Below are 5,618 nucleotides of genomic sequence, written 5' to 3'. Positions count from 1 at the left end.
GCGATAACCGCTGATGAAGCCGGCCGTGTTCATGCCGCGCGCGCGGTCTGCCGCGCGCTGCATCAGCGCGAGGCGCACTAGCGCTTGCGTGCCGGTGAGGAAAATGCGGCCGCGCGTGGCGGTGAGGTTGTCGGACAGTTGGTAGTCGGCGAGAGCGGGCGTGCCGTCGATGGGCAGGCGAGCGGTCATGGGTGAGTCTCCAATGTTTTGCATCCGCGCGCCGTGGTGTGGGGCCACAAGAGGTGACGCGGCGAAAGAGACTCTATTTTTTAGCGCCGATGGGAGTGAATTTTTTCTACTTGTTCACGCGAATGGCGAATGAGCGCGACGACCCGCGCGTTTTAATGAAGTTTTGAGATGGATCTGCCACGCGGCGGGCGGGTTCGGGTATGCCCTGGTACATTGCCGGACCCACGGCGCGCGACTTCAGCTCGGCGAATCCGTGGCCGGTTCAACCGCTGCGGAAGCCTGCACCACACTCGCGGCGGGCGCCGAATCGAGCGGCACGACCTCGTCGAAATGCGAGTAATCGATATGGCTCACGCCGTTTTCCTCGCGCATGATGTCGACGTATTTGTACTGCCAGCAAATCTGCTCGCAAGGCCACATGTGACGCGCCTGCATAGTCTGCGAGGTCGATTCGTCGACCCCTTCGAGCGTCAGCAGCAGCGACGCGTCGCGCCCCTTGAGCGTCTCGGCGTTTTCGCCGAACAGCGGGCTGTTTTCGTCGATCACGTGCATCAGGACCCAGCCCAGTTTGAATACGGGATGCTGGTCGCGCACGAGCGTCAGATCGTAGAGCTTGCGCAGCGTAAAACCTTCGACGGTGGTGTCCAGGCGCATGATGCGCAGCCTCGCACGCGCTTCGGCGATCACATTCTGGCGCGCGTTCGCAGCGCGCACCATCAACGTCATACGGCCGTCGAGCGGCCGCACGACCGCATAGCGGGCAAATACGATCTTCGCGTGTGGGCGCGAGAAGCGCGCGAAGATCAGCCCCGTTGCCAACGCAATGCCGGACATGCCGACAAAGATCTCGAGCGTTGCGATCGAGTGCGCGTAGACGGTTTGCGGGTGCATGTCGCCATAGCCGACCGTCGCGAGCGTTTCGACGCTGAAAAAAAATGCACCGCCGAAGCCCGATGGAAACTGATTGGCGATCGGCGCGTTGCCGAGCATGTAGAGCCCCGCAAACAAGGTGTTGAGCAGCAGGAACAAGACGCCGAGCGAGATAAAAAACATCGGCCAGTGGACCACGAGTGCACGGTGATAGAGGTCCTGCCAGATCGGTGTCGGCATGCCGTGCGTAATGACGACGCGGTCGTCGAGGCGCATTTCGCGGCTACCGCGCGGGCGACGTTTTCGCGCTAGTGCCTCGGCTTCGGCTTCGGCTTCGGTGTCGCCGATGGCGGGAAAGCGGTCTGACTGTTCGGTAGCCATCGCCTGCTCGGGAAGTTAGAACGCGCAAAGCGTAGCACGCCGCCTTGGGCGTGAAAGGTGAATTTCGGCGCGCTGCGCAGGGGGTGAAGGCGGCGCAGCGGCGGTGCGCGCGCGTTGCTTGGGCGAGCCTGCGCGCGGCACTTGAGATGAGCGTAGTCGAACTATTGCGATTGCGCTCGGCTGGTGCGCACCCGTCGATCAACGCGCCTGCCTTCGGCCTACGGAAAGGCTCGCGGCTTCGGAATGCCGGCGCCGTGTTCGATGTCGTCGACGGCTTGCTGGTGCGCTGCGGCGACCGCCTCCGCTTCGTCGGCGTAGCCGCTATCGCCACCGATGGTGGCCCACGGCTTGACGGCTTTCTCGCGATGACGAATTTCGTATTCCGCGTCCCAGCGCGCGCCGTTCAGTTCGATAGGGCGGACGTGAATCGAGTACACGCCGTAGAGGAAGAGCTGTTCAGCCATGATCGCCTCCAGCCGGTTGCTTCAGAGGTGGCGCCGTGCGACGGGCGCGGCGCCGGGTTGCCTAAAGTTCGATTTCCCCGAGGATGCGGTGCGCGAGGGCCTTGGCTTCCTCGAGCGCTTCCTCCGGCGTGGACGAGGTGGCTTCGACTTCGTTGACCGTATTCTCCTGGTCGGATTCATCGCCTTCGTCGCGGGAAAGGGTGACCACACCCTGCCACGTGTCGCTCTTTACTTCTCGTGTTGATGCAGTGGCTGTGTAGATGCCTTTGGTATAGGTGATGTCATCCATGGCGATGCTCCTTGTTCCAAAGGTGTGGGTTTTTTCATCCTAGCACCGATGCTCGAGGTTCGGTTTTTTGCCCGAACCGGCTTGACCACCGCGTTGACAACCGTGCACGCCGCACAAGACAAACAAGCTACAGCAGCGCTACCACCTCATCCAGGGTAGGCGCATGCGCACCCGCGTGACGGCACGCCGCCGCGCCGGCGGCGAGAGAAAAGGCAAGATGCTCCGGCCACGCGCGCTGCGGCGCGGTCATCAAGCTGAACAGCAAGCCGCCGATAGAAGCGTCCCCGGCACCCACGGTATCGACAACTTCGACCCGAGGCGGCCGCGCCTCCACAATCATCGCGCCGTCGATCAGCACGGACGTCTCCGGTCCGCGCGTCACCAGCACGGTGGCGGCCGGATTCATGGCCCGCAACTGGGCAAGTGCGCCGGCCTCGTCGTCCGTCTTGAACAGCATCCGCAAATCCTCGTCCGACACCTTGATCAGATCGGCCAGCGCGGCCATCTTTCGCAACGTTGGCTCGTAACCCTGTTCCATCAGGTTCCGGTAATTCGGATCGAAGCTGATCTTCACGCCACGCGCGCGCAACTCGGCGGCCAACGCGGCAAGCGTGTCGCCTAGCGGCTGACGCACGAGGCTGATGCAGCCAAAATGCGCCCACTTCACCTGTTCGATCCAGCCAGCCGGCAAGCGCGCGGGATCGAAGGCCAGGTCGGCGCCGTGCTCGCCCATGAAAAAGTACGCCGGCGGATGGGTCTGGTGAACGATCGCCAGAAGGGGCGGGCGCTCCACGCGCTGCATGAAGCGCATGTCGAGCCCCGCGGCGACGCTCGCGTTCCACAGCTCATCGGAGAAATTATCGACGCCCAGCGAGCCGGCACACGCGGTCGGCAAACCGAGCCGCGCCACGCAGCGCGCGACATTCCAGCCGGCGCCGCCAGGACGCGAGAGCCATTGCGAGGCGCCGGTCCGCACGAGATCGGTGAGGATGTCGCCGGCCGAGACGAAGTAGGGGAATTCGGTGTTCGCGCTCAAGTTGCTCATTTTGCTTACTCCGCGGATTCGGACGCAGCGGCCGCGCCGTCGGGCAGTGCGTGCGCCAGCACCTCGTAGCACGCGCCCATCGTGTGATAGTCGGTCTTGCCGGCGGGACTTTTTTCGTCGCTGTATTTACGGTTGTCGCACGTGAGGATGCGGTACCACGCGCCGTACTTGTGATCGACGAAATGCGCCCAGCTGTAGCGCCAGATCTCGTCGTACCAGTCCCAGAAGCGTTCGTTGCCGGTGCGCTTGCCAAGCAGCGCCGCGGTCGCGAAGGTCTCCGCCTGGACCCAGAAATACTTGTCGTGGTCGCACACGGTGCCGTCGGGGCCGAAGCCGTAGTAGAGGCCGCCGTGATCTTCGTCCCACGCATGGGTCATCGCGGCGTCGAATAGTTCGATCGCGCGCGGCAACAGCCACGGCAACGGGCGATAGCGCTCGAGAATCAGCAGCAGCTTGGCCCACTCGGTCTGGTGCCCCGGCTGGAATCCCCACGGACGGAAGATGTTCGAGCTGTCCTCCTCGTTGTAATGCCAGTCGACTGACCAGTCCGCGTGAAAGTGCTCCCACACGAGGCCCTGCGAAAGCTTCGCCTGGCGCAGCGTAATGTTCGACGCCACCCGTTCCGCCCGATCGAGATAGACCAGGTGGCCGGTCGCCTCGTGCGCGGCCAGCAGCGCCTCGGTGGTGTGCATGTTGGCGTTCTGGCCACGGTACGAACTGACGCGCCAGTCGGGCGTCGCTTCGTCCGCGTAGAGACCGGCGGCGGCGTCCCAGAAGCGGTGTTCCATCAACTCGAAGGTCGCGCCGATCATGGGCCTGGCTTCCTCGATCCCGGCCATCGCCGCATGCGAATACGCGAGCAGCACGAACGCGAGGCCGTAGCAATGGCGCGTGGCGTCGAGCGTGCGTTTGCGGCCGTCGCGCCATTCGAGTTCCCAGTCGTAGCCTTCGTGCCCGGCGTCCCAATGCGCTTCGCGCAGAAAGCGCAAGCCGTGGCGCGTGTACTCGAGATGCTGCGGGTCGCCGAACTGGCGATACGCCATCGCGTAGTTGAAGACGTAGCGGCACGTACTCACCAGATGCCGTGTGGTCTTGTCGTAGACGGAGCCGTCGTCGCGGAAGAAATGGAAGAAGCCGCCGCTCGGATCGAGCACGTTGGGCGCGTAAAAGCGCAACGTGTCCTGCACGTGAGAGAGCAGAAAGCCGCGGCTGCGGAAGCTGTCGACGGCCGGCACGGCGGCGCCGTTGGCGGGGTGAAGCGGATCGGATTGCGTCATGGCATTTTTACCAAAGTACTGGCACGGGCAATGAGATGGACGGGCAGGTGGACTTCGAGTTCGGCGGGTGCGTCTTCAAGCAGCAGTTCGACGCCGCGCCGGCCGAGCGCTTCCTTGTCGACCGAAATGGTGGACAGCGGCGGCGTGGCATGAGCGGCGGCGGGAATGTCGTCGAACCCGATGATGGCGATGTCCTCGGGCACGCGGATGCCGCGCGCGAGGCAAGCGCGCAGCGCGGCGAGCGCGGCCGCGTCGTTGTAGGCGAAGACGGCGTCGGGGCGGGGGCCGGGCGCGTCGAGCAACTGGTGCATCGCGCGCGCGGCGCCGCTGTCGGGGTCGAGGCCGGCGTCGATGGTGACTTCCAGCGACGGGTCGAACAACAAGCCCGCTTCGAAAAACGCGCGCCGGTAACCGAGCGCGCGCTGGGCGATGCTGAAGTGCGCGAGCGAGCCGCCAATGAACGCAACGCGCTTGCGCTGCTGTTCGAACAGATGCCGCATGGCGAGCGTGGCGCCGGCGGCGTTGTCCAGATTCACCGAGCGCAGGCCGGGCGCCCACAGGTCGATCAGGACGAGCGGGCGTTGCATGGCCACTAGCGTGCTCAGCGTTTCAGGTTCGACAAAACCGGCGATCGCCACCGCATCCGGCGCATGTAACCGCATCTGCTGGATCACGTCTTCTGTCGGACCGGCGGTCAGCACCGACGGGACGATGCCGCGTTCGCGGCAGGCGTCTTCCACGCCGTGCAGCACGTGCGAGAAGAACGGGCTAACCGCGAAGTTGTTGTGCTGACGGTGCAGCAGAAAGGTGAGGCGGCGGATGCGCGGGCGCAGCTGGGCGGCGTCATAACCCAGCTGCCGCGCCGCTTCGACGACGCGTTCGCGGGTGGCCTCGGAAAGGCCCGGCTGGTTCTTCAATGCGCGTGAGACGGTGCCGATCGACACGCTGGCCGCGCGGGCGACGTCGCGGATGGTTGTGGCCATCGAATGAAGCGGCCGCAAGAGGGCGGCCGCACGCTGTTTGAGTTCGGCCGATTGTATAGTAAAACGTGGCTAAAACAGCTTTGCAAACCCCTGATCTACCCTCGTAAATACCCGTAGATG

7 protein-coding genes are annotated in these 5,618 nt (G+C 64.4%); all 7 read right to left on the bottom strand.

The features are described 5' to 3' along the window. Positions 1 to 189, bottom strand: a 189-nt coding sequence (locus tag QOC89_RS28635) for a hypothetical protein (protein WP_323048117.1), incomplete at its 3' end; no start/stop codon positions are given. Positions 190 to 426: 237 nt separating this feature from the next. Beyond that, positions 427 to 1,440, bottom strand: coding sequence for an ion channel (locus QOC89_RS28630; RefSeq protein WP_323048116.1), 1,014 nt, complete (start codon positions 1,438 to 1,440; stop codon positions 427 to 429). 218 nt (positions 1,441 to 1,658) lie between these two features. Beyond that, positions 1,659 to 1,904, bottom strand: coding sequence for a hypothetical protein (locus QOC89_RS28625; RefSeq protein WP_323048115.1), 246 nt, complete (start codon positions 1,902 to 1,904; stop codon positions 1,659 to 1,661). A 61-nt stretch (positions 1,905 to 1,965) separates the two neighbouring features. After that, positions 1,966 to 2,193 carry a hypothetical protein gene (locus QOC89_RS28620; protein WP_323048114.1) on the bottom strand — a complete coding sequence of 76 codons (228 nt, stop codon included), beginning with the start codon at positions 2,191 to 2,193 and terminating at the stop codon, positions 1,966 to 1,968. A gap of 127 nt (positions 2,194 to 2,320) precedes the next feature. After that, the gene (locus tag QOC89_RS28615; RefSeq protein WP_323048113.1) at positions 2,321 to 3,238 is read right to left on the bottom strand and encodes a carbohydrate kinase; all 918 of its coding nucleotides are present in this window, start codon (positions 3,236 to 3,238) and stop codon (positions 2,321 to 2,323) included. Between the two features lie 5 nt (positions 3,239 to 3,243). Then, entirely contained in the window at positions 3,244 to 4,515 is a 1,272-nt protein-coding gene (locus QOC89_RS28610; RefSeq protein ID WP_323048112.1) for an AGE family epimerase/isomerase, read from the bottom strand. Beyond that, positions 4,512 to 5,498, bottom strand: a complete 987-nt coding sequence (locus tag QOC89_RS28605; protein WP_323048111.1) for a LacI family DNA-binding transcriptional regulator — start codon at positions 5,496 to 5,498, stop codon at positions 4,512 to 4,514. Before QOC89_RS28605 ends, QOC89_RS28610 begins: the two co-directional genes overlap by 4 nt. Positions 5,499 to 5,618 lie beyond the last annotated feature (120 nt).

The sequence above is a fragment of the Paraburkholderia sp. genome, assembly GCF_034668105.1.
GTDB lineage: Bacteria > Pseudomonadota > Gammaproteobacteria > Burkholderiales > Burkholderiaceae > Paraburkholderia.
This window is presented reverse-complemented; position numbering and strand designations above follow the sequence as displayed.